This is a genomic window from Blautia stercoris, assembly GCF_054657695.1.
In genome coordinates, this window is sequence record NZ_BAAHYF010000002.1 from 1,209,855 (window position 1) to 1,232,980 (window position 23,126).

The 23,126-nt window shown below is 39.0% G+C and carries 21 protein-coding genes and 1 tRNA gene; 19 read left to right on the top strand and 3 right to left on the bottom strand.

The genetic code is table 11. From position 1 onward, the window contains the following. Positions 1-41: 41 nt before the first annotated feature. Positions 42-113: transfer RNA gene (locus ACYQ2D_RS15380), tRNA-Glu, on the bottom strand. Positions 114-296: 183 nt separating this feature from the next. On the opposite strand from ACYQ2D_RS15380, the gene ACYQ2D_RS15385 reads away from it, so the two are divergent. The 18 genes from ACYQ2D_RS15385 to fabV all read left to right on the top strand — a co-directional run bounded on the left by ACYQ2D_RS15385 (position 297) and on the right by fabV (position 19,827). Beyond that, entirely contained in the window at positions 297-845 is a 549-nt protein-coding gene (locus ACYQ2D_RS15385) for a phosphatase PAP2 family protein (RefSeq protein WP_022304784.1), read from the top strand. Between the two features lie 7 nt (positions 846-852). Then, positions 853-2,775, top strand: coding sequence for a DNA gyrase/topoisomerase IV subunit B (locus ACYQ2D_RS15390; RefSeq protein WP_459786054.1), 1,923 nt, complete (start codon positions 853-855; stop codon positions 2,773-2,775). An 11-nt stretch (positions 2,776-2,786) separates the two neighbouring features. Next, complete coding sequence (locus tag ACYQ2D_RS15395) at positions 2,787-5,030, top strand: DNA gyrase/topoisomerase IV subunit A (RefSeq protein ID WP_459786056.1); 2,244 nt, start codon at positions 2,787-2,789, stop codon at positions 5,028-5,030. 21 nt (positions 5,031-5,051) lie between these two features. Further along, on the top strand, positions 5,052-6,218 hold the full coding sequence (locus ACYQ2D_RS15400) for a transglutaminase domain-containing protein (RefSeq protein ID WP_459786057.1): 1,167 nt from the start codon (positions 5,052-5,054) through the stop codon (positions 6,216-6,218). Positions 6,219-6,345: 127 nt separating this feature from the next. Further along, entirely contained in the window at positions 6,346-6,810 is a 465-nt protein-coding gene (locus ACYQ2D_RS15405) for a ribosome maturation factor RimP (protein WP_459786058.1), read from the top strand. A gap of 32 nt (positions 6,811-6,842) precedes the next feature. Beyond that, positions 6,843-8,003 (top strand): transcription termination factor NusA, encoded by a 1,161-nt coding sequence (gene nusA / locus ACYQ2D_RS15410; protein ID WP_459786060.1) that lies wholly within the window; start codon positions 6,843-6,845, stop codon positions 8,001-8,003. A gap of 6 nt (positions 8,004-8,009) precedes the next feature. Further along, positions 8,010-8,288, top strand: a complete 279-nt coding sequence (gene rnpM / locus ACYQ2D_RS15415) for an RNase P modulator RnpM (protein WP_187559207.1) — start codon at positions 8,010-8,012, stop codon at positions 8,286-8,288. Continuing rightward, complete coding sequence (locus ACYQ2D_RS15420) at positions 8,239-8,589, top strand: L7Ae/L30e/S12e/Gadd45 family ribosomal protein (protein WP_459786062.1); 351 nt, start codon at positions 8,239-8,241, stop codon at positions 8,587-8,589. The genes rnpM and ACYQ2D_RS15420 overlap by 50 nt, the downstream gene beginning before the upstream one ends. Positions 8,590-8,606: 17 nt before the next feature. Further along, complete coding sequence (gene infB / locus ACYQ2D_RS15425) at positions 8,607-11,402, top strand: translation initiation factor IF-2 (protein WP_459786063.1); 2,796 nt, start codon at positions 8,607-8,609, stop codon at positions 11,400-11,402. A gap of 13 nt (positions 11,403-11,415) precedes the next feature. Beyond that, entirely contained in the window at positions 11,416-11,811 is a 396-nt protein-coding gene (rbfA, locus tag ACYQ2D_RS15430) for a 30S ribosome-binding factor RbfA (protein ID WP_022304793.1), read from the top strand. Beyond that, positions 11,792-12,754, top strand: a complete 963-nt coding sequence (locus tag ACYQ2D_RS15435) for a DHH family phosphoesterase (RefSeq protein WP_459786065.1) — start codon at positions 11,792-11,794, stop codon at positions 12,752-12,754. Before rbfA ends, ACYQ2D_RS15435 begins: the two co-directional genes overlap by 20 nt. Then, positions 12,751-13,653: a tRNA pseudouridine(55) synthase TruB gene (truB, locus tag ACYQ2D_RS15440; protein WP_187559209.1), complete on the top strand. Its 903-nt coding sequence runs from the start codon at positions 12,751-12,753 to the stop codon at positions 13,651-13,653. Before ACYQ2D_RS15435 ends, truB begins: the two co-directional genes overlap by 4 nt. A gap of 20 nt (positions 13,654-13,673) precedes the next feature. Then, complete coding sequence (locus ACYQ2D_RS15445) at positions 13,674-14,606, top strand: bifunctional riboflavin kinase/FAD synthetase (protein ID WP_117457626.1); 933 nt, start codon at positions 13,674-13,676, stop codon at positions 14,604-14,606. A gap of 133 nt (positions 14,607-14,739) precedes the next feature. After that, positions 14,740-15,006, top strand: coding sequence for a 30S ribosomal protein S15 (gene rpsO, locus ACYQ2D_RS15450; RefSeq protein ID WP_022304797.1), 267 nt, complete (start codon positions 14,740-14,742; stop codon positions 15,004-15,006). A gap of 182 nt (positions 15,007-15,188) precedes the next feature. Next, a complete protein-coding gene (locus tag ACYQ2D_RS15455; RefSeq protein ID WP_022304798.1) occupies positions 15,189-17,291 on the top strand; it encodes a polyribonucleotide nucleotidyltransferase in 2,103 nt (700 codons plus the stop codon). A gap of 170 nt (positions 17,292-17,461) precedes the next feature. Continuing rightward, positions 17,462-17,956 carry an anaerobic ribonucleoside-triphosphate reductase activating protein gene (nrdG, locus tag ACYQ2D_RS15460; protein ID WP_117457625.1) on the top strand — a complete coding sequence of 165 codons (495 nt, stop codon included), beginning with the start codon at positions 17,462-17,464 and terminating at the stop codon, positions 17,954-17,956. 6 nt (positions 17,957-17,962) lie between these two features. Next, positions 17,963-18,490 (top strand): dUTP diphosphatase, encoded by a 528-nt coding sequence (locus tag ACYQ2D_RS15465; protein ID WP_117457624.1) that lies wholly within the window; start codon positions 17,963-17,965, stop codon positions 18,488-18,490. A gap of 155 nt (positions 18,491-18,645) precedes the next feature. Next, positions 18,646-19,827, top strand: a complete 1,182-nt coding sequence (gene fabV, locus ACYQ2D_RS15470; protein WP_187559221.1) for an enoyl-ACP reductase FabV — start codon at positions 18,646-18,648, stop codon at positions 19,825-19,827. Between the two features lie 96 nt (positions 19,828-19,923). On the opposite strand, the gene ACYQ2D_RS15475 is transcribed toward fabV, so the two are convergent. Next, positions 19,924-20,820, bottom strand: coding sequence for an amidohydrolase family protein (locus ACYQ2D_RS15475; RefSeq protein ID WP_022302763.1), 897 nt, complete (start codon positions 20,818-20,820; stop codon positions 19,924-19,926). 75 nt (positions 20,821-20,895) lie between these two features. Further along, the gene (locus ACYQ2D_RS15480; RefSeq protein WP_117457621.1) at positions 20,896-21,345 is read right to left on the bottom strand and encodes a DUF1292 domain-containing protein; all 450 of its coding nucleotides are present in this window, start codon (positions 21,343-21,345) and stop codon (positions 20,896-20,898) included. A gap of 197 nt (positions 21,346-21,542) precedes the next feature. Between ACYQ2D_RS15480 and ACYQ2D_RS15485 the strand changes: the two genes are divergently transcribed. Next, positions 21,543-23,117 (top strand): ClC family H(+)/Cl(-) exchange transporter, encoded by a 1,575-nt coding sequence (locus ACYQ2D_RS15485; RefSeq protein ID WP_117457620.1) that lies wholly within the window; start codon positions 21,543-21,545, stop codon positions 23,115-23,117. Positions 23,118-23,126: the final 9 nt, after the last annotated feature.

The following is a 23,126-nucleotide window of genomic DNA, read 5'->3' on the forward strand; positions in this document are numbered from 1 at the left end:
AAAAAAAGCACGAAGACTAATTCTTCATGCTTTCAACTCAGCAGTTCGTAGGGGAATCGAACCCCTGTTTTCGCCGTGAGAGGGCGACGTCTTAACCGCTTGACCAACGAACCGTACTCACTTATAATACACATAAAATAATAAAAAAGCAAGCATTTTTTTGAAAAATATTGTATTTTAATCCATACAATTTTTGAAATTGAAAAACAAGACGAAATAGGATATGATAGAAAAATAGCGCGTAAAAATCTGAACATAGAATCAGCGGCATTTTTAAGAGAAAGGAAATGAGAAAAATGAGCTGGGAATTTACATTGCTCGATGCATTACAATGCATACATACACCTGTTTTAGATAAACTTATGGTAGGTGTGACATTTTTGGGAGATGCAGGATGGTTCTGGATTGCTTTGGGAGTTTTATTACTCTTTACAAAAAAATACAGAAAGACAGGAATCCTGATTTTGACGGCATTATGTTTTTCTGCACTTTTTGCAAATCTGATGTTAAAGCCATTGGTTGCAAGAGAGCGTCCATGCTGGATAAATGAATCGGTGCACCTTTTAGTTGCAATGCCAAAAGATTATTCGTTCCCGTCTGGTCATACACAGGCATCGTTTGCTTCTGCAACGGCAATCTTTCATGTGAATAAAAAAGCAGGAGTCTGTGCATTTATTCTGGCAGTTTTGATTGCATTTTCAAGACTGTATTTATATGTACATTTTCCGACAGATGTGTTAGCAGGGATTGGAATTGGAGTAATCTGTGGACTGCTTGCAGGCGTGGTATATCAAGAGGTGTTGAAGAGAAAAATTAAAATAAAGACAGAAAAAGAAAGGAAATGAAATAGAAATGGCAAAAAAGAATACTTACGATGCCAGTAGTATTACAGTTCTTGAAGGATTAGAAGCGGTGCGTAAGCGTCCGGGTATGTATATTGGAAGTGTTTCAAGAAAAGGGTTAAATCATCTGATTTACGAAATTGTAGATAATGCGGTGGATGAACATCTTGCCGGATATTGTAGTAATATTTTTGTAACGCTTGAAAAAGATGGTTCTGCTACAATTAGAGATAATGGTCGAGGCATACCTGTTGGAATGCATGAAAAAGGAATTTCAGCAGAACGACTGGTATTTACGACACTTCATGCAGGAGGTAAATTTGATAATTCCGCTTATAAGACAAGTGGAGGTCTGCACGGAGTTGGTTCTTCTGTTGTTAACGCCTTATCCACGTATTTGGATATCAAAGTCAGCAGAGAAGGCTATGTGCATCATGACCATTATGAGAGAGGTATCCCGACAATTGAGTTGGAAGATGGGCTGCTTCCAACTCTTGGAAAAACAAGGGAAACCGGAACAGAGGTAAATTTTTTACCGGATCCTGAAATTTTTGAAAAAACCAAATTTTCAGCGACGGAAGTAAAGAGCCGTCTGCATGAGACTGCATACTTAAACCCGAATCTTACGATTCATTTTAGTGATAAAAGAGGTGAAGAAGTCGAAGAAATTACTTATCATGAACCGGATGGAATCGTTGGATTTATTAAAGATATGAATAAGAAATGTGAAGTCATTCATGAGCCGGTTTATTTTAAAGGTGAATCGGATGGAATTACGGTAGAAGTAGCATTTCAGTATATCAATGAATTTCGTGAAAATGTCTTAGGCTTTTGTAACAATATTTACAATGCAGAAGGCGGAACACATTTGACCGGATTTAAGACAACCTTTACTTCTGTAATGAACAGTTATGCAAGAGAGCTTGGAATTTTAAAGGAAAAAGATGCAAACTTTACCGGCGCAGATATCCGAAACGGAATGACGGCAGTGGTATCCATTAAACATCCGGCTCCAAGATTTGAAGGACAGACGAAGACAAAACTGGATAATCAGGACGCTTCAAAGGCAACCGGAAAAGTAACCGGAGAAGAACTGGTTTTATATATGGACCGTAATCTTGAAACCTTGAAAAACATTCTTGCCTGTGCGGAAAAATCTGCAAAAATCAGAAAAACAGAAGAAAAAGCAAAGACGAATCTGTTGACAAAACAGAAATATTCTTTTGATTCCAATGGAAAACTTGCAAACTGTGAAAAGAGAGATCCATCTATCTGTGAGATTTTCATCGTAGAGGGTGATTCCGCAGGTGGAAGTGCAAAAACTGCAAGGGACAGAAGTTTTCAGGCGATTCTTCCGATTCGCGGAAAGATTTTAAATGTAGAAAAAGCAAGCATTGATAAGGTGCTGGCAAATGCAGAAATCAAGACTATGATTAACGCATTTGGCTGTGGATTTTCCGAAGGATATGGAAATGATTTTGATATTAAGAAGTTAAGATATGACAAGATTATTATCATGGCGGATGCCGATGTGGATGGAGCGCATATTTCTACGTTGCTTCTGACCTTATTTTACCGCTTTATGCCGGAATTAATTTACGAGGGACATGTCTATATTGCCATGCCGCCTCTATACAAGGCTATGCCGGCAAGAGGAAAAGAAGAGTATTTATACGATGATAAGGCATTGGAGCGTTATCGAAAGACACATAAAGGTGCTTTTACCTTACAGCGATATAAAGGTCTTGGAGAGATGGATGCACAGCAACTGTGGGAGACAACCTTGAATCCGGAAACCAGATTGTTAAAATTAGTAGAAATTGAAGATGCAAGAATGGCATCTGATATTACAGAAATCCTGATGGGAACAGAAGTGCCGCCGAGAAAGGCATTTATCTATGAACATGCACAAGATGCAGAACTCGATGTATAGGGGGAAAGAAAATGGCAAACGCAGATAATATTATCAGAACTGAATATTCGGAAATTATGCAGAAATCATATATTGATTATGCGATGAGTGTCATTGTATCAAGAGCGCTTCCGGATGTCAGAGATGGATTAAAACCCGTACAAAGAAGAACACTTTATGATATGTATGAATTAGGAATCCGTTATGACAGACCGTATCGTAAATGTGCCCGTATTGTCGGAGATACGATGGGTAAATACCATCCACATGGAGACAGTTCCATCTATGATGCTCTTGTTGTCATGGCACAGGAATTTAAAAAGGGACAGGCTTTGGTAGATGGTCACGGAAACTTTGGCTCGATTGAGGGAGATGGCGCAGCCGCCATGCGTTATACGGAAGCGCGTCTTGAGAAGATTACACAGGAAGTATATTTAAATGACTTAGATAAAGACGTGGTTGATTTTGTTTCAAATTTTGATGAGACAGAAAAAGAGCCGGAAGTGCTCCCGGTGCGTGTTCCGAATCTGCTTTTAAACGGAGCAGACGGAATTGCGGTTGGTATGGCGACAAGTATTCCGCCTCACAATTTAAATGAAGTGGTAGATGGCGTCATTGCCTATATGAAAAACAACGAAATTACAAATGAAGAACTGATGCAGTATATTCAGGGACCGGATTTTCCGACAGGGGGAATTGTGGTCAATAAAGACGAGTTGCTTTCGATTTATGAAAAGGGAACCGGAAAGATTAAACTGCGAGGAAAAGTGGAAATCGAAAAAGGCAAAGCGGGAAGAAATCTGCTTGTTATCACAGAGATTCCATATACGATGATTGGTGCAAACATCGGAAAATTTTTAAATGACGTAGCAGGGCTTGTGGAATCCAAAAAGACGACAGATATTGTAGATATCTCAAACCAGTCCTCAAAAGAGGGAATCCGTATTGTATTGGAACTAAAAAAAGGTACGGATATTGAAAATCTTACCAATATGCTATATAAGAAAACTCGTCTGGAAGATACGTTTGGGGTCAACATGCTTGCAGTTGCAAATGGTAAACCGGAGACCTTAAGTTTAAAACAGATTATTGAGCATCATGTGGATTTTCAGTTTGAAGTGACAACACGAAAATATAACACCTTGCTTTCCAAAGAAAAAGAAAAACAGGAAATTCAGGAAGGATTAATCAAAGCCTGCGATGTGATTGATTTGATTATTGAAATTTTAAGAGGCAGTAAAAATCGGGAACAGGTGAAAAACTGTCTGGTAAACGGCGTAACAGAAGGAATCCGTTTCCGCACGAAAACCAGTGAAAAACAGGCGAAAAAACTTGGATTTACCGAAAAGCAGGCAACTGCAATTTTAGACATGCGTCTGTATAAATTAATCGGGCTTGAAATTGAAGCACTGACGAAAGAACACGAAGAGACTTTAAAGAAAATTGCACAGTATGAGGATATCTTAAATCATTATCATTCCATGGCGGCAGTGATTATAAAAGAATTAAAGGCAGTAAAAAAAGCCTATGGAAAACCAAGAAAAACACAGATAGAAAATGCCAAAGAAGCAGTGTACGAAGAAAAGAAAATAGAAGAAGCAGAAGTTGTCTTTTTGATGGATCGTTTTGGCTATGCAAAAACGGTAGATCAGTCGGTTTATGAAAGAAATAAAGAAACCATTCATCAGGAAAACCGCCATATTTTCCATTGTATGAATACCGATAAAATCTGTGTATTTACAGATACCGGATGTCTGCATACTATAAAAGTGTTAGATTTACCTTATGGAAAAATGAGAGATAAAGGAGTTCCGATTGATAATGTCAGCAATTTTGACAGCAAGAAAGAGCAGCTGGTTTATGTGGAAAGTTTAAATCAGATTAAGCAGAGTCGGATGCTTTTTGCAACTGCTTTTGGAATGGTAAAATTAGTAGAAGGTTCTGAATTTGAGGTTTCCAAGAGGACAACAACAGCAACAAAGCTGGCAGAGGGCGATAAAGTCGTTTTCGTTCAACCGGCAGATGAAATGGAATATGTAGTGCTTCAGACAAAAGAGGGATATTTCTTACGTTTTATGAAAACAGAAGTACCGTTAAAGAAAAAAGCAGCACTTGGAGTAAGAGGAATTACATTGGGCGCAAAAGATGAAGTAGAGCATGCGTATTTGTTAGAAAACCGGACAGATTATACGGCGGATTATAAGGGCAAGAGCGTTTCATTAAATCGGCTGAAACTGGCAAAGAGAGATGGAAAAGGAACAAAGACAAGAGTGTAAAAAATTGAGAGGAATCAATCTATGAAAAAACGAAATAGTTTTGGGATTTTTACACTTGTTCTGATACTTAGCTTATGCGGATGTACCCAAGACAAGATACCGATGTCCTCAAGCAGTGATATACAAAAAGAACAGGATACACTTCCGGAAGCAGAGATTACACCGGAAGAAGAGCCGTTTCTTTATGGGTATCAGAATCTAAATGAAGAAGAAAAAACAAGATACCGTCAGATTCTTGCGGGGATTGAAAATTATGAAGATTCTGTGACTGTCGAGGCTTGCTCGGAAGAAGAGATTAACAGAGTCAGTAATCTGGTTTTTGTGGATCATCCGGAAATTTTCTGGCTGGAACAGCAGAAATATTCGTTTAATCAAAAAGAAAATTCTGATGTGGATTTACTGGAATTGAATCTGGTCTATAACATGGGAAAAGATGAGATTGAAGACACAAAACGGCAGATAGAAGCAAAAGCGGAGGAATGGTCACAGGAACTTTCAAACTGTGAAAACGAATATGATAAAATCAAGTATGTTTATGAGTTTCTTGGGAAGAATGTGCTTTATGACAGTGAGAGTGAAAACAATCAGAATATCCAGAGTGTATTTTTAAATCAAAGTACGGTTTGTATGGGATTTGCCAAAGCGACACAGTATCTGCTTGTAAGAAATGGAATCTTTTGTACTTTGGTAACAGGAAAAGTTATTCCGGAAAACATGGAGCATGCATGGAATCTGGTGCGGATAGGAGAAAATTATTATTATGTAGATACGACCTGGAGCAGTTCCGGATTTGTGCCGGAAGAGGATAGTATTCAGGATTTCTCTTACACATATCTGTGCTGTACGGCACAGACACTGGAGAGAAGCCATGTACCGGATGATAATCTCACGCTTCCTGACTGTAAAGATGACAGCTATAATTACTATAAACAGAATCAGAACTGGTATGAGTCTTATGATGAATCACAGATTTATCAGGTACTAAAAGCTTCTATCTTAGAAAAACGGGAAAAAGAGGATTTTAAGTTTGCAAATGAAGAGGCTTATCAGCAGGCAGTCAGTGCGCTTGCAGAAGGAAATCTGATTGAACAGGCAGTTCAGGAGTTTTACTCTTTTGATGGAGAAAACAGCTACAGGTGGAACATCGGATGCAGTGATGCAGAGCTTTTGATTACGGTGTATTGGTAAAAAAGACTTGCAAGTTGGGAATAATAGTGTTATGCTGATAAAGAACTTGATAACTACGATAGCATAAGAGTGGACCGAAAAGGTCCACTCTTGTTGTATAACGGAAAATGGGAGAGAAGGTGAAAAGATGAGCAAGAAAGAAGTCTATGAACAAAAAGCAGAGGCATTACTGCTTCCGATTATTGAAGCAAACAATTTTGAACTGGTAGATGTAGAGTATGTAAAAGAGGGAAGTAACTGGTATCTCAGAGTTTATATTGATAAAGAAGGTGGAATTTCAGTGGATGACTGTGAAGTCGTAAGCCGTGCATTTTCCGATAAACTGGATGAAGAGGATTTCATTGATGATGCTTATATTATGGAGGTCAGTTCCCCGGGACTTGGCAGACCATTAAAGAAAGAAAAAGACTACAAACGGAGCATGGGAAAAGAACTGGAAATCAGAACGTATCGTGCAATCAACCGTGAAAAAGAGTTTTATGGTATTTTAAAATCTTATGATGAAAACAGTGTTACCATTGAAAATGAAGATGGCGAACAGACTTTTCAGAAATCAGATATTGCACTGATTCGTCTGGCGTTTGATTTTTAAAGAAAAAGAGAAGATTTAGGAGGATATAAAAAATGAATACTGAGTTACTAGAGGCGCTGAACGTTCTTGAAAAAGAAAAATCTATCAGCAAGGATACCCTGCTTGAAGCAATTGAACAGTCTTTAATTCAGGCATGTAAAAACCATTTTGGAAAAGCTGATAATATAAAAGTAAATATTGACCCACAGACTTGTGAGTTTGGTGTATTTGCAGAGAAAACAGTAGTAGAAGAAGTATTGGACCCGGTATTGGAAATCAGCCTGGAAGATGCAAAGAAAATGAACTCTCAGTATGATTTAGGTGATACGGTAAATGTAGAAATTAAATCAAAAGAGTTTGGAAGAATCGCAACACAGAATGCAAAAAATGTCATTCTTCAGAAAATCCGTGAAGAAGAAAGAAAAGTAATTTTCAATCAGTATTATGGAAAAGAAAAAGATGTTGTAACCGGTATTGTTCAGAGAAGCCTTGGCAAGAATTACAGCATTAACCTTGGAAAAGCAGATGCGATTCTTTCTGAAAATGAACAGGTAAAAACAGAAGTATTCCAGCCGACTGAACGTATCAAGGTCTATATTGTGGAAGTAAAAGATACACCAAAAGGACCAAAGATTATGGTTTCAAGAACCCATCCGGAGCTGGTAAAACGTCTGTTTGAAGCAGAAGTAACGGAAGTAAAAGATGGAACAGTAGAAATCAAGAGTATTGCAAGAGAAGCTGGTTCTCGTACCAAAATTGCAGTATGGAGCAATGACCCGGATGTAGATCCGGTAGGTGCATGTGTCGGAATGAACGGTGCAAGAGTCAATGCAATTGTAGAAGAACTTCGTGGTGAGAAGATTGATATCATCAACTGGAGTGATAATCCTGCACTCTTAATCGAAAATGCTTTAAGTCCGGCAAAGGTTATTTCTGTATTGGCTGACCCTGATGCAAAAACTGCAAAGGTAATTGTACCGGATTATCAGTTATCACTTGCAATCGGAAAAGAAGGTCAGAATGCAAGACTGGCAGCAAGACTGACAGGATTTAAGATTGATATTAAGAGTGAATCACAGGCAAGTGAACTTGGAGATTATGAGCTTTACGAAGAAGCTTATGAAGAGTATCCGGAAGATAAAAATTATGCAGAATCCGCTGATGAATATGAATCAGAGGCAGAGAGTGAAGTTTTTGACAGCGAAGAAGAGTAGGTGAACATGGGTACAGTAAAAAAGATTCCTATGCGTAAATGTGTAGGGTGTGGTGAAATGAAAAATAAAAAAGAAATGCTTCGCGTATTAAAGACTCCGGAAAACGTAGTGGTATTAGATGATACCGGACGTAAAAACGGAAGAGGCGCTTATCTTTGTTTTCAGAAAGAATGTCTGGAAAAGGCAGAAAAAAACAAAGGAATTGAGCGTTCTTTGAAAATGCCGATTTCACCGGATGTATACGAAAGCCTCAAAAAGGAGTTTGATAAACTTGAGTCTAAATAAACAATTGTCTCTTCTCGGGCTGGCAATGAAAGCCGGGAAAGTGGTAAGCGGTGAGTTCGCCGTGGAAAAATACGTGAAAGAGGGAAAAGCACATCTTGTACTGGTAGCAGAAGATGCTTCTAAGAATACAAAGAAAAGTGCTCATGATATGTGTGTGTTTTATGAAGTACCGCTTTATAATATCGGAACAAAGGAGGAATTGGGAAGGGCCATTGGAAAAGAGTATCGGGCATTAATCGCAGTGACAGATGAAAATTTTGCAAAGGCCATGACAAAAAAGTTAGAGCAGGCAGGTAGCTAAATGAAGGAGGCAGGTATATGTCAAAACAAAGAGTACATGAACTCGCAAAAGAATTTGGAAAAACCAATAAAGACGTAATGGATTTTTTGAAATCTAAAAATATAGATGTGAAAAGTCACATGAGTACCGTGGAAGATAAAGATGCAGAAATGGTACGGGCAAATTTTAGAAAGGGGAATGTGACAGCTGCTGCAATGCCGGAATCAGAAGAAAAGCCAAAGAAAAAACTGATTCAGGTTTTTCGTCCGCAAAATGCAAGTCATAAACCGGAGAAAAAAGCAGGAAGCCGTCAGCCGGAGAGAGAAAATCCGGTACAGGGAGGCATGAAAACGGAAAATACAAATAATACACAAAACAGACATGAACAGTCAGGACAGACAAGAAATCAGGGAAGAAATACAGGCGATAACCGTCAGAGAAATTATAGAAACAATGAGAACCGTCAGGGAAATACAGGGGACCGTCCAAACCGCTATAATAACGGAGAGAACCGTGGAGAAAACCGTCAGGGCGGATACAGAAATAATGACAATCGTCAAGGCGGAGTAAGAAACAACGAGAACCGTCAGGGTGGATACAGAAATAACGAGAACCGTCAGGGTGGCTCAAGAAATAATGAGAGCCGCCAGGGTGGATTTAGAAACAATGACAATCGTCAGGGCGGATTTAGAAACAACGACAATCGCCAAGGTGGATACAGAAACAATGACAATCGTCAGGGCGGTGGACCAAGAAATAATGAAAACCGTCAGGGTGGCGGATTTAGAAACAATGACAATCGCCAGGGCGGAGTAAGAAACAATGACAATCGTCAGGGTGGATTCAGAAATAATGACAAAGGAAGCAAATTTGAAGTTCCGAAGTTAGAGTTTGTAGAAAAAGACAGCCGTAAGGCAAACAGAGACAATAAGAAAAAAGATGTTCGTAAAGATGAATATCAGAATAATAACAAAGGCGGAAAACGTCCAAATCAGGGTGGAGGAAGAAGACCAAACCAGAGACTTCCAAAAGCACTTCAGAAACCACGTACTCAGCCGAAAGTAGAAGAAAAGAAGGAAGAAGTAAAGGAAATTACACTTCCGGAAAAAATGACAATCCGTGAACTGGCTGAAAAAATGAAGATGCAGCCATCTGTTATCGTTAAGAAACTGTTTATGGATGGTATCATGGTTACAGTAAACCATGAAATTGATTTTGAAAAAGCACAGGAAATCGCACTCGATTATGATATTATTGCAGAACCGGAAGAAAAAATCGATGTCATCGAAGAACTCTTAAAAGAAGAAGAGGAAGATGAAAGCCTCTTAGTTTCAAGACCGCCGGTTGTCTGTGTTATGGGACACGTTGACCATGGTAAAACTTCTTTGCTTGACTGTATCAGAAATACTCATGTTACAGACCGAGAAGCAGGTGGTATCACACAGCATATTGGTGCTTACGTTGTAACAATCAACGGACAGAAGATTACTTTCTTAGACACACCGGGACATGAAGCGTTTACCGCAATGCGTATGCGTGGTGCAAATGCAACAGATATTGCAATTCTTGTCGTTGCAGCAGATGATGGTGTTATGCCTCAGACAATTGAAGCAATTAACCATGCAAAAGCCGCTGGAGTAGAAATCATTGTTGCAATCAACAAGATTGATAAACCAAGCGCAAATGTAGAACGTGTAAAACAGGAATTATCCGAGTATGAATTAATTCCGGAAGACTGGGGTGGAAGCACAATCTTTGTTCCGGTTTCCGCACACACAGGAGAAGGAATTGATACCCTCTTAGAGATGATTCTGTTAACAGCAGAAGTAGAAGAATTAAAAGCAAATCCAAAGAGAAGAGCAAGAGGTCTTGTTATTGAAGCCGAACTGGATAAAGGAAAAGGTCCGGTTGCAACAATTTTAGTACAGAAAGGTACTTTAAAAGTTGGTGACTCCATTGCAGCAGGTGCATGCTCCGGTAAAGTACGTGCGATGATGGATGATAAAGGAAAGAGAGTAAAAGAGGCAGGTCCGTCTACACCGGTTGAAATTCTTGGTTTAAGCGATGTTCCAAATGCAGGTGAAATCTTAGTTGCAACAGAAAATGATAAAGAAGCGAAAAGCTTTGCTGCTACCTTCGTTTCTGAAAACAAGAATCGTCTGCTTGAAGAAACAAAAGCAAAAATGTCTCTGGATGATTTATTCTCCCAGATTCAGGCCGGTAACTTAAAAGAATTGCCAATTATTGTAAAAGCCGATGTACAGGGTTCTGTAGAAGCGGTAAAACAGAGTCTTGTTAAACTCTCTAATGAAGAAGTTGTAGTAAAAGTAATCCACGGTGGAGTTGGTGCAATCACAGAATCTGATGTTTCTCTTGCAAGTGCATCAAATGCCATCATTATCGGATTTAATGTACGTCCGGATGCGACTGCAAAAACAATTGCAGACCAGGAGGGCGTAGATGTACGTCTGTATAAAGTTATTTATCAGGCAATCGAAGATGTAGAAGCAGCTATGAAAGGTATGCTTGATCCTGTATACGAAGAAAAAGTAATTGGTCATGCAGAAGTTCGTCAGACATTCAAAGCTTCCGGAGTCGGTACTATCGCAGGTGGTTATGTATTAGACGGTATCTTCCAGAGAAACTGTAAAGTTCGTATTACAAGAGGCGAAGAACAGATTTATGAAGGAAATCTTGCTTCCTTAAAACGTTTCAAAGATGACGTAAAAGAAGTAAAAGCAGGATATGAATGTGGTCTTGTATTTGAGGACTTTAACGATATTCAGGAAGAAGATAAAGTGGAAGCTTATATTATGGTAGAAGTACCAAGATAGGAGAGCTTTATAAATGAGAAAAAACAGTATTAAGAATACAAGGGTAAATGCGGAAGTTCATAAGGAACTTGCACAGATTATCCGTGGGGAAATCAAAGACCCGCGGATTCACCCGATGACCTCTGTTACTTCTGTGGAAGTAGCACCGGATTTAAAAACCTGTAAAGCTTATATTAGTGTTCTGGGTGATGAAGAAGCAAAAAAGAATACGATTGCAGGGTTAAGAAGTGCAGAGGGTTATATCAGAAGACAGCTTGCTAAGACTGTAAACTTAAGAAATACACCGGAAATCCGATTTATCCTGGATGAATCAATCGAATATGGAGTTTCTATGTCAAAATTAATTGATGAAGTAACACATAAAGATGCAGCTGGGGAGGTGCAGGAAGATGGAGAAATTAGCGAGTAAATTAGCAGGTATTAAAACAGTTGCCATTGCCGGACATGTACGTCCGGATGGCGATTGTGTTGGTTCTTGTATGGGAATATACCTGTATTTAAAAGAAAATGAACCGGATATCAAATGTGATGTTTATTTGGAAACAGTAAAAGAAGGATTTTCTTATATCAAAAATCTGGAAGAAGCAAAACAGGAATATGATTCACAGGCGGAATATGACCTGTTGATTCTTTTAGATGTCAGTTCACCGGACAGAATTGGAGTTGCAGGAGAAGCGCTGAAAACAGCAAAGAAGACGATCTGTCTGGATCATCATATCAGTAATCACGGGTTTGCAGATGAAAATCTGATTGAACCTGAAATGAGTTCTGCATCAGAACTGTTGTTTCACCTTTTAGAAGAAGAAAAAATCACAAAAGATGTGGCAGAAGCAATTTATACCGGAATTGCAAGCGATACCGGTGTGTTTAAATATTCCTGTACTTCACCGGAAACCATGCGGGTTATGGCAAAGCTGATGGAAAAAGGAATTGATTTTTCCAGTATCATTGACCAGTCTTTCTATGAAAAAAGCTATGTGCAGAATCAGATTCTGGGAAGATGCCTGATGGAAAGCATTCAGGTGTTAGATAAAAAATGCATCATTGGTTGTCTTAGAAAAAGAGATTTGGATTTTTACGGAGTAGGACCAAAAGAGTTAGATGGCATTGTAGAACAGCTTCGTCTGACCCGTGGAGTGGAAGTGGCTGTGTTTATTTATGAAATAAAGACACAGGAATTTAAAGTAAGTCTTCGTTCCAAATCAAAAGTAGATGTAAATAAAATAGCATCTTATTTCTCAGGAGGCGGTCATGTACGTGCAGCCGGATGCACGATGCAGGGGTCTATTTACGATGTTATGAATAATCTGCTAAAACAGATTGAAAAAGAAATAAAGGAAAAAATGCAGTGATTAACGGAGTAATTAATGTATACAAAGAAAAGGGTTATACTTCTCATGATGTAGTGGCAAAGCTTCGTGGAATTTTAAGACAGAAAAAAATCGGTCATACAGGAACACTTGACCCTGAAGCAGAAGGCGTGCTTCCGGTCTGCCTTGGAAAAGCGACAAAGCTTTGCGAATTGCTGACAGATAAAACAAAGACTTATGAGGCAGTTCTTCGGTTGGGAATTGTAACAGATACACAGGATATGACTGGTAAAGTGTTAGAAGAACATCCGGTAAGTGTGACAGACGAAGAGGTGGAGCGTACAATTTTAAGTTTCTTAGGAGATCAGGAGCAGATTCCTCCGATGTATTCTGCTTTGAAAGTAAACGGACGCAAACTTTATGAACTTGCAAGAGAGGGAAAAGAAGTTGAGCGAAAACCAAGAAAAGTAACTCTTTATGAAATCAAGATTTTAGAAATGAATCTGCCATTGGTACGTTTTTCAGTAACGTGTTCAAAGGGAACTTACATACGAACCTTATGCCATGATATCGGTGCGAAACTGGGCTGTGGAGGTTGTATGGAATCTCTTCTGCGTACGCAGGTAGAACGTTTTATGTTAAAAGACAGCATGAAACTTTCTGCGATTGAGGCTGCAGTAAAAGCGGGGACATTTGATACTCATCTTGTAACAATAGAAGAAATGTTTTCTCATTATGAAGAGGTTGTAGTGCCGAAAGAAATGGATAAACTGCTTCATAATGGAAATAAAGTACCGGCAATAACACATCAGAACCTGCCGGATAAAACGAGAGTGCGCATGTATGACAGCAACAGACATTTTATCGGTATTTATGAGTATCAGAAAAGACGGGAATGTTTTGGAGTGCACACCATCTTTTTTACACCGCAGGATTTTTAGAAGCAGAAAGAGGAGACATTATGATTTACACAAACGAAGTGCCTGTACTGAAAGCGCAAGAGAGAAGTGCTGTGACACTTGGAAAATTTGACGGATTGCACAGAGGGCATCAGAAACTGATTGCGTGCATGAAACAAAAGAAAAAAGAAAACTGTACAACGGTCGTATTTACCTTTGATGTTTCTCCTCTTGTGAAGCTGTATCATAAACCGGCAAAGACTCTTTTAACCAATGAGGAAAGACAGGAACTGGCAGAGAATCTGGGAGTGGATGTTTTGATTGCGTGTCCGTTTACGGATGCTGTGATGAATATGGAAGCAGAAGAATTTGTAAAAGAATTTCTGGTGAAACGTCTGCATGTATCTTATCTGGCGGTTGGACCGGATTTTCGATTTGGTCACGAAAGAAAAGGAAACCCTGAGTTATTAAAACAGATGGGAACACAGTATGATTTTACGGTGGAAGTCGTAGAAAAACTGACAGACGGGACAAGAGAAATCAGTAGTACTTATGTGAGGGAAGAGCTGGAAGAGGGACACATCGAAAAAGTAAATGCTCTTTTGGGATATCAGTATTTTACCAGGGGAGAGATCGTGCATGGAAGACAGCTTGGAAGAACGATTGGAGTACCGACTGCGAATCTGATTCCGCCAGTCAGCAAAAAATTTCCGCCAAACGGAGTTTATCTGACTCGTTCTAAAATTGGAGAAAAAGAGTACGATGGAATCTCCAATGTAGGTTATAAACCAACGGTAAAAGAAAACTTTCTGGGTGTGGAAACATATTTGTTTAATTGTAATGAAGATTTATATGGACAGGAAGCAGAAGTAAGATTTTATCATTATCTGCGTCCGGAACGTAAATTTGCATCCCTTCTGGAATTAAAGGGACAGCTTGATATTGATATGGCAAAAGGAAGACAATTTTTTGCAGATTTACATGAAAAATTGTAACACAATAGGACTTTACAAGTGAAATATCTTGTGCTATACTGAGCAAGTATGAGTTCAGCCGTAGTTCAGAAACCGGACACTCCGACCGTTTCTTAATTACAGGCGATTAAAAAGATGAATGGAGGAAATTAAAATGATTTCAAAAGAAAAGAAACAGGCTATTATGGCAGAATTCGCAAGAACACCAGGTGATACAGGTTCACCGGAAGTACAGGTTGCAGTTTTAACAGCAAGAATTGAAGAGCTGACAGAGCATTTAAAGAGCAACCATAAAGACCATCATTCCAGAAGAGGTCTGTTAAAAATGGTAGGTCAGAGACGTGGTCTTCTTGATTATCTGAAGAAAACTGATATCGAAAGATACCGTGCTTTAATTGAAAAATTAGGTCTGAGAAAATAATCAGTAACAACCAGGGGCGGAATTTTTCCGCCCTGTTTTAGCAAAGGCGGCAAAACTGGAGCCGAGACCACTGAAAAGAACAGTTTAAGAAAAGTAAAGTGTTATAAGTGTAAAAATAAAACTGTTTTTTTCAGTTGTTTCGGACAGAAGCTGCCAGATTAGTTTAGAAAAGGAGATAAGAGATGTCCAAAGAGTACAAATGTTTTTCAATGGAACTTGCAGGCAGAACATTGACAGTTGATATCAACCGTGTAGCAAAGCAGGCAAATGGTGCTGCATTTATTCATTACGGAGACACCACGTTACTGTGTACAGCAACTGCCTCTGAAAAACCAAGAGAAGGAATTGATTTCTTCCCTCTGAGTGTAGAATATGAAGAAAAATTATATGCAGTTGGAAAAATCCCGGGAGGATTCAATAAGAGAGAAGGGAAAGCAAGTGAGCATGCGATTTTAACTTCTCGTGTTATTGACCGTCCAATGCGTCCACTGTTCCCAAAAGATTATAGAAATGATGTAACATTAAATAACATGGTTATGTCAGTAGACCCGGAATGTAATCCGGAAGTTGTTGCGATGTTAGGCTCTTCTATTGCGACATGTGTATCTGATATTCCGTTTGATGGTCCATGTGCGGCGACACAGATTGGTATGATTAACGGGGAATTTATTGTAAACCCGACACTGGCTCAGAAAACAATTTCTGATTTACAGTTAACGGTTGCCTCCACAAGAGACAAAGTAATCATGATTGAAGCGGGAGCAAATGAAGTTCCGGAAGCAAAAATGATTGATGCAATCTTTAAAGCACATGAGGTAAACCAGGAAATCATTGCTTTTATTGATACAATCGTTGCTGAATGTGGAAAAGAAAAGCATGCTTATGAAAGCTGCGCTGTTCCGGAAGAACTGTTTACAGCAATCAAAGAGATTGTACCTCCTGCAGAAATGGAAGAGGCTGTATTCTCTGATGACAAACAGACAAGAGAAGAAAATATCCGTGTTATCACAGAAAAATTAGAAGAAGCATTTGCAGAAAATGAAGAATGGCTGGCTGTACTTTCTGAAGCTGTATATCAGTATCAGAAAAAAACGGTTCGTAAGATGATTTTAAAAGACCATAAACGTCCAGACGGTCGTGCAATCACACAGATTCGTCCACTGGCAGCAGAAACAGATTTAGTTCCGCGTGTACATGGTTCTGCAATGTTTACACGTGGACAGACACAGATTTGTACGATTACGACACTGGCTCCGCTTTCTGAAGCACAGAGACTGGATGGACTGGATGAATTTGAGACATCCAAACGTTACATGCATCATTATAACTTCCCGTCCTACTCTGTAGGTGAAACAAAACCGTCAAGAGGTCCGGGACGTCGAGAGATCGGTCATGGAGCATTAGCAGAAAGAGCCTTAGTTCCGGTTCTTCCGGCACCGGAAGAGTTCCCTTATGCAATTCGTACTGTATCTGAAACATTTGAGTCAAATGGTTCTACTTCACAGGCAAGTATCTGTGCATCTACGATGTCTTTGATGTCAGCAGGTGTGCCGATTAAGAAACCGGTAGCAGGTATTTCCTGTGGTTTGGTAACCGGTGAAACAGACGATGATTATATTGTTTTAACAGATATTCAGGGTCTGGAAGATTTCTTTGGAGATATGGATTTCAAGGTTGCAGGTACACATGATGGTATTACTGCAATTCAGATGGATATTAAAATTCATGGATTGACAAGACCGATTATTGAAGAAGCAATCGCAAAAACAAAAGAAGCAAGAGAATACATTCTGACAGAAGTAATGGAAAAATGTATTGCAGAGCCGAGAAAAGAAGTAAGTAAATATGCACCGAAAATTGTTCAGATTCAGATTGACCCGGATAAGATCGGTGATGTAGTTGGACAGCGTGGAAAAACAATCAATGCGATTATTGATGAAACTGGTGTGAAAATTGATATTGATGAGACTGGTGCAGTTTCTGTATGCGGTACAGAAAAAGAAATGATGGATAAAGCACTTAATTACATCAAGATTATTACAACAGATTTCAAAGAAGGTCAGATTTTTACTGGTAAAGTGGTGAGCATAAAAGACTTTGGTGCATTCGTTGAGTTTGCCCCTGGAAAAGAGGGCATGGTTCATATTTCAAAAATTGCAAAAGAAAGAATTAACCGTGTAGAAGATGTGCTGACTCTGGGTGATGAAGTGAAAGTAATCTGTCTTGGAAAAGATAAGATGGGACGAATCAGCTTCAGTATTAAGGACGTTCCGGAAGAAGCATAAGAAATTTAAGTCAGGACTAAGTAACATAGAGAGGGAGAACATGGCGATAAGCGGTTCTCCCTTTTTAAACGTACGCTTCAAAAATTTGGGCATACCTGACAAAAAATCTTCTCACAAAATCAAGCACAGAAAGATTCCGAAAGTACATTAAATTTACGGGAGGCAGAAAAATGCGTTATCATAATATCACAAAAGATGATATGTTAAATGGAGACGGACTTCGGGTAGTTTTATGGGTATCCGGATGTTCTCATTGTTGCAAAGAGTGTCAGAATCCTGTGACCTGGGATCCGAACAGTGGAATTTTATTTGATGAGTCTGCGAAGCAGGAGATTTTTGAACAACTGGAAAAAGCCTATATTTCCGGAATTACATTTTCCGGTGGAGATCCGCTTTATGTACAAAATATATCTGAGGTAACAAAACTTGCAAAAGAAATCAAAGAAAAGTATCCGTCCAAGACAATCTGGTTGTATACAGGTGCATTATGGGAGTCTTTGCAAGGCGAAGAAATCTTAAATTATCTGGATGTACTGGTAGACGGAGAATTTATGATAGAGAAGAAAAATGTGGCACTCAAATGGAAAGGAAGTTCTAATCAGAGAGTGATTGATGTACAAAAATCATTGAAAGAAAAGCAGATTATTCTGCATGCGGAGGGATAAATCGTTATGAAACGAATTGCAAAATTTATGAAAGTCAGTAAAGAACAGTTTGCGGAGGGATGGCAGGATACCTTTGGTGAGATTTCCGGTGAAGAATTAGAACGTATCTATGAATCTGTTAAGCTCCCAAAGCGTGCGACTTCAGGAAGCGCCGGATATGATTTCTTCAGCCCGCTTACTTTTGAGTTAAAACCACAGGAGACGATTAAGATTCCAACCGGAATCCGTGTACAGATGGAAGAAGGCTGGGTTTTAAAAGTTTACCCGAGAAGCGGTCTGGGATTTAAATATCGTTTACAGTTAAATAATACGGTAGGAATTATTGACAGCGATTATTTTTATTCGGATAATGAGGGTCATATGTTTATTAAAATTACAAATGATTCCAACGAAGGCAAAGTAATCAATGTGGAAGCCGGAACTGGATTTGCACAGGGCATTTTCGTGGAATATGGAATCACAGTGGATGATGATGTAGTGGAAATCAGAAATGGTGGATTTGGAAGTACAACAAATAAATGCGACAGTAAATAGCAGTAATAAATTGTAACAAGTTAAGAAAAAAGGAAATTATGCCTGGGGAGTAAAAGAAGTAAAAAACAAACCTTGCATTTCCTTTTTTTTTATGATAATATACTTTGAGAATCAAACTATTTGAGAAGAAAAGGAAAATGGCGGAGGAAAATAAGATGATTGTAGAGCCAAAGGTAAGAGAGTTTATTTGTACAACCGCACATCCGACAGGATGTTATGAGAACGTAAAACGACAGATTGCTTATGTAAAAGATAAAGGAACGATAGAAGGACCAAAGAGAGTATTAGTAATTGGAGCATCGACCGGATATGGTCTTGCAAGCCGTATTACAGCTGCATTTGCATGTCAGGCTTCCACAATTGGAGTCATGTTTGAAAAGCCATCAAATGGAAAACGCACGGCAACTCCGGGATGGTATAATACCGTTGCATTTGAAAAAGAAGCTGAAAAAAATGGACTTTATGCAAAATCAATAAATGGAGATGCGTTTTCTTTAGAAGTAAAAGAAAAAGTCATTGAAATGATTAAAGAAGATTTGGGACAGGTTGATATGGTAATCTACAGTCTGGCAGCACCTAGAAGAACAACTGCAGATGGAACGGTATGGGCTTCTTCCTTAAAGACGACCGGCGAAGCATTTACAGAAAAAAGTCTGGATTTAAGAAATAATACAATTGTGACAAAGACCGTAGAACCTGCGAAAGATGGGGAATTAGAAGGTACAATTAAAGTAATGGGCGGAGAAGACTGGATGGATTGGATGGACACACTTCACGGCGCAGGTGTGCTTTCTGAAAATGCCGTAACAGTAGCTTATTCTTATATTGGACCGAAACTGACTTATCCAATTTATTATGATGGAACAATTGGTCAGGCAAAACGTCATCTGACAAAGACCGCAGAAAAAATTAATGAGAAATATTCAGATATTAAGGCTTATATTTCTGTCAATAAAGCACTGGTAACACAAGCGAGTGCAGCAATTCCGATTGTACCGCTGTATTTTGCAATTCTCTATAAAGTGATGAAAGTACAGGGAACGCATGAGGGATGTATTGAACAGATTTCAAGATTATTTCATGAAAAATTATTTGTAGAAAAACCGGTAACAGATGAACAGGGAAGAATCCGTATGGATGACTGGGAACTTTCCGATGAAGTTCAGGATAAAGTAATGGAGTGTTGGAAAAACGTTACAACAGAAAATGTAGCAGAACTTTCAGATATTGATGGATATTGGCAGGATTTTTATCAGATGTTTGGATTTCATCTTGATGGTGTGGACTATGCAAAGGATGTAGACTTAGAAGTTGCAATTCCGAGTTTAGAAAAATAAAAAAATAAGATAAGAAAATAAGATAATAAGAAAAGGAACGCATGTTGTCAGTTAAAGTGCAGCATGCGTTCCTTTTCGGATTCAATATAGTTTTGTTTAAATATCTAAAATGCGTCGTAAATTATTACCCATCACATCATTCCATTCTTCTTTGGAAAGACAGGCATCGTTTCTTATTTGGTTGACAAACATGGAAAAATCCATTTCTCTGTTTTTAGACGGATATAAAAGCAGTGGAAAGTCACTTCCGTAAAGCAGTCGCTTGCTTCCAATCAAACCAATAACAGCACGAAAACTGCTGATGTGATAAAGCAGTGGATTTGCAGCCGTATCGTAATAGACATTTTTGAACTTTCCATGATAACGTGGATTTAATTCATAAAAAGGAAGTCCACCGCCCATGTGAGCTAAGATAAATGTAACATCTGGATATTTTAAAATTAAGCCTGGAAGCGGTGCAAGAGAGGTCATGTCTTTTCCCGGATAAGGATGACCGACCGGCTCTCCGCAGTGGATATTGATTGGCAGATGATAGGCATTTGCACATTCTACGACTTCAATAAAATCAGGGTCGTTAAAATCATAGCCGTTTCCGCCGGGACCAAGTTCTCCGATCCCTGAAAAGCCGAGTTTGGCACAGCGTTCAATTTCTGAAATGGCTTCTTTTTTGAATTTTGGATTAATTGAGATGAAGCCTTTTAAGCGTTCGGGATGGTTTTTCATGCTTTCTGCCATATAGTCATTATGCATACGCATCAGTCCTGCGTCGTTCCAGTACCAGCCCTGCATGACTAAACCATGAATCCCAGCTTGTGTGGCACAGTCAAGCGCTTCTTCGGCATTGGCCCAGGCTTCTTCTGTTCCTTTGTGGTTTTCCGGCTTCTTGGTAAGAACACCAAACCATGAGTCGCGGGCAGCATAAGTTTCCCAGTTATTATAAATTTCCGGTGGAAATAAATGAACATGACTGTCCCAGATTTGTAATTGTTCCAAAGTATTCCCTCCCTTTAAAATGAATGTAGTCTCGGAAACTTTTGGGGTTTGATGAGACTGCATATTATAGTGTTTTTATTCGGCAAAAATATCTTCATCCTGTTCTTCACTTTGTTTTCCGTCTGGTTCTTCCTCCAGCTCTTCGTCTATTTCATTTTCGTGAGGAAGATTTTCGATAAAGTTTTGGAAGCTTTCAGCAGCAGCCATGTATTCATCTTCACGTTCAATGTTATTGATAACAGGATTTCCGTCTTCTTCATGATAACGGAAAAGGAAAGTTTCTCCACTCTTATTTTTGCCGTTTTTATCTAATGGAATCAGTGCAATGTATTCGCCAAATCCTTCTACATCAAAAGTAGTCAGTACGGCACATTCTAAAACGGAATCGTCTTCTAAGGTCAGCTTAATGGTAGGATTTGGAACGCGTGGAATTGCCTGTCCGGCTCCGGCACAGTCTGAAGTACAGGACGCACAGTCACTTGGGTCACATCCTCCGATATTGGTTGTAAAAGTTTCTTCACTCATTGGTAATTACCTCTTTCTTAATACTTATAGTGTTATATTAATAGTACCAGATGACTTGAAAGATTTCAAGCATTGACAATTGGCAATTGCAATTTTTACTATGGGCACGTATAATAAAAGTATTACTCTAAATGTACTCTTAATGTTTCTGGAAAGATTTTAAGAGCACATTTACGGATGAGAGAGGAGAAGAGAAAGTGAAAGAAGATACGTCTCATTTGATAAAAAGGGCTGCACATTTTAAATCAATCTTGACAGTAGAAGGCTTTTTAGTTGGAGTTGTAGCAGGATTGATTGTACTTGCGTATCGTGTCCTTTTGGAATATGCGGGAAAAGTCATGAATTTTGTGCTTGCGTTAGGAAGAGAGTATCCATTTGCAGCAGGAGTCTGGTTTTTTATCTTATTTACGCTGGCATGTATTGTTGGATGGCTGGTAAAAAAGGAACCTTTTATTTCGGGAAGTGGAATCCCACAGGTAGAAGGTGAAATGGCAGGAAAATTAAATCAGGTCTGGTGGAGGGTTCTGCCAGCAAAATTTCTTGGAGGTTTTTTATCTTTGTTTGCAGGTCTTTCTTTGGGAAGAGAGGGCCCGTCGATTCAGATTGGAGCAATGTCAGGAAAAGCGGTTTCGAGCCTGCTTGGAAGAGGAAAAACAGAAGAAAAATATTTGATTACCTGTGGAGCAAGTGCCGGACTTGCCGCAGCATTTCATGCACCGCTTGCAGGTGTGATGTTTTCATTAGAAGAGATACATAAAAACTTTTCGGTGTCGGTCTTGATTTCCGTTATGACAGCGTCGATTACCGCAGATTATATTTCGGCGGAATTTATGGGATTTCGTCCGGTTTTTCAGTTTGAGGTGACAGGAGCAATTCCTGATTCATATTATGGACATATCATAGCACTGGGAATTATTTTAGGTATTATGGGTGCTTTTTATAATAAAGTAACGTTAAAGAGTCAGGAATTGTTTGGAAAAATAAAAGGAAAACGATCAGAGACGATAAGACTGTTAATTCCGTTTTTGATGGCAGGATTTTTTGGATTTACAATGCCGGAAATTCTTGGAAGCGGACATAATCTGGTTGATATGGTCGCCGAAGGCAATATGATGTTAAAGGGAATCCTGTTTCTGTTTGTGATGAAGTTATTCTTCTCATGCGTTTCTTTTGGTTCGGGAGCACCTGGCGGAATTTTCTTTCCGCTTTTAGTATTAGGTTCTTTAATTGGAGGCGCTTATGCCTCTTTTGCAGTCACATATCTTGGGATGGATTCACAGTATATCAGCAATTTTATTGTACTGGCAATGGCTGGTTATTTTACAGCAATTGTACGAGCACCGATTACCGGAATCATTCTGATTTTTGAAATGACAGGAAGTTTCAGCCAGATGCTGTCGTTATCCTTGGTTTCAATTGTCGCTTATCTGGTGGCTACGGCATTTAAATCCGAACCGATTTATGAAAGTCTGCTTACCAATTTGTTAAAGAAACGAGGAATCAAAGTTTCGAAAAAGACCGGAGAAAAGGTTTTACAGGAATATATTGTAAGTTATGGATGTGAAATTCAAAATAAAATGATACAGCAGGTAGAATGGCCAAAAAACTGTCTGTTAGTAGCAATTAAAAGAAGTGGAAGTGAACTCATTCCAAAGGGACATACGATTCTTATGAATGGGGATACGATTGTTACAATGACTGATGAGTCTGATGCTTCGAGTGTACATGACAGAATGGAAGTGCTGTGTAAGGAACAGGAAAAATTGAAATGAGGTGAAAAA